Origin of the sequence: Streptomyces beijiangensis, from assembly GCF_017315755.1 — a bacterium.
Classification (GTDB): domain Bacteria; phylum Actinomycetota; class Actinomycetes; order Streptomycetales; family Streptomycetaceae; genus Streptomyces; species Streptomyces beijiangensis.
The window spans coordinates 1-2,097 of the sequence record NZ_JAFLRJ010000609.1; the positions used below are offsets into that span (position 1 = coordinate 1).

1 pseudogene is annotated in these 2,097 nt (G+C 69.1%); it reads right to left on the reverse strand.

What is annotated here, in order from left to right:
* Nucleotides 1-2,097, reverse strand: a pseudogene (locus J0695_RS37480) (glycoside hydrolase family 2 TIM barrel-domain containing protein); the annotation flags it as partial.

Here is a 2,097-nt window from a genome sequence, read left to right on the forward strand (position 1 = left end):
GACTTGTGGAAGGCGTTGGACCAGCCGGTGGCCGGATCGCCGTCGAGCATCGCGGCGGGGAGCGTGTCCGGCGCCCCCGAGTAGCTCGCATCGGCGGAGGCGGAGGGCGGGGCGGCCGGGCCCGGATCGGGGGCGACGCGCGGTGCGGGGGTGGCCGACACCGTCGGTGCGTGGGTGGCGTGGACGGTGACCGCGGTCGTACGGAGTCCTGCCGAGCGGGCCGTCACGGTGACGGGCCCGGCCTTGGTTCCCGACCGTACGACGGCCAGGGCCCTTCCGTGGAAGGCGGTCCTNNGCGCCGGGGACGACGACACCGCGGGTGTCCACGACCTCCGCGGTCACGAAGCAGAGCGAACGTCCGTCAGCTGAGAGGGAGTTGCGGTCCGGGGTGAGGCGGAGGGTGTGAGGCGCGCCCGCCGTGCGCAGGACGTCGGTGGCGACCGTCTTGCCGTCACCGCCCCGGGCCACCGCCTTCAGCACGCCCGGGGCGAACGGCACGGTCCAGGAGAGATGGAGCTTGCCCGCGCTGCCGGTCGGGCTGGTGTAACTGCCGGGGTAGGGGCCGGTGGTGACGGTCTTGTCGTCCCCGCTCGGCTCGGTCGTCTCCAGGTACGTGCGGCCGTCGGCGGTCTTCTTCGTATCGAAGGACCGCACGCCCAGCGAGGCCCCGTTCAGGAAGAGTTCGACCTCTTCGGCGTTGGAGTACGCCCACACCTCGACGTCCTCGCCCGCCCGGTGATCCGTCCAGTCCATGGGCAGCAGATGCACCATCGGCGCGCTCGTCCACTGGCTGCGGAACAGGTGGTACATGTCCTTGGGGAAACCGGCGGTGTCCACAGCGCCGAAGAACGAGGCCTTCACGGGGAACACGTCGTACGGCGTCGGCTCGCCGATGTAGTCGATGCCCGACCAGAGGAACTGTCCGGCGAAGAACTTCCGGTCCCGGTCCTTCTTCAGGCCGTACTCGCCGCTCATCGTCCAGGAGGCGAGGTTGTTGTCGTAACTGGAGACCTCGCGTCTGCCAGGGGTGTGATTCTCGCCCGTGTTGAGGTGCTCCGGTTCCTGGTACGACCCACGGGTGGACGTCTCCGACGACGACTCGGACTCGAACAGGAACAGGTGCGGATAGCGGGCGTGCAGGGCGTCGACCGAGGCGGCGGTGTTGTAGTTGAGGCCCAGGCCGTCGAGTTCGGCGAGCATCAGGTCGGCCGCGGAGCCCACGGCGGGCAGCGAACGGTACTTGTCGGAGCCGATCACCAGCGGGCGGGTGGTGTCGAGCGCCCGGATGCCGTCGATGAGGCGCTGCGCCATGGCGAGCCCCGCGGTGGAGGTCGAGTCGGGGATCTCGTTGCCGATGGACCACATGATGACGGCGGGGGAGTTGCGGGCCGCGCCCACCATCTCGGCGATGTCGGCATCGGAGTACGCGTCGAAAAAACGGCCGTAGTCGTAGGTGTTCTTGCCCCGCCGCCAGCAGTCGAATGCCTCCACCATCATCACGATGCCCAGCCGCTCGCACACGGAGATCATCTCCGGGGAGGGCGGATTGTGCGACGTACGGAAGGCGTTGACGCCCATGCTCTTCATGATCGTCATCTGGCGCTCGATGGCGTCCTCGCTGANNCCCGGAGCTCCGTCCTGAGGGTGTAGAGCTCCGGAGTGCGGAACGACCACAGCTTCGGCCGCTCGACCTTGATCTCCTGGGTGACTGACGCAGGCTCCGTGCCCGGGGTGATGTCGGAACTCGCGTGCGCGATGTCCCTGCCGCCGGGGTCGACGACCGTGGTGCGGACCGTGATCGTCCTGTGCGTACCGGACTCGTCGGCGACGCTCGTCCGCGCCTGTACGACGGCGTGTCCGGCGCGCAGCGTATCGGCGAGGCCGGGTGTCGTCACCTGGGTGCCCCAGCGGCGGACATGCACCGGATCGGTGACGACCAGGCGGGCCTTGCGGTAGATTCCGCTGCCGGAGTACCAGCGGCTGCTGGGCAGCTGGTTCTGCACCTTGACGGCGATGACATTGGCGGTGGTGCCGTCGGTGTGCAGGAGGCCGGTGAGGTCGAGGGCAAAACCGGTGTACCCGTAGGGGTGCCGGCCG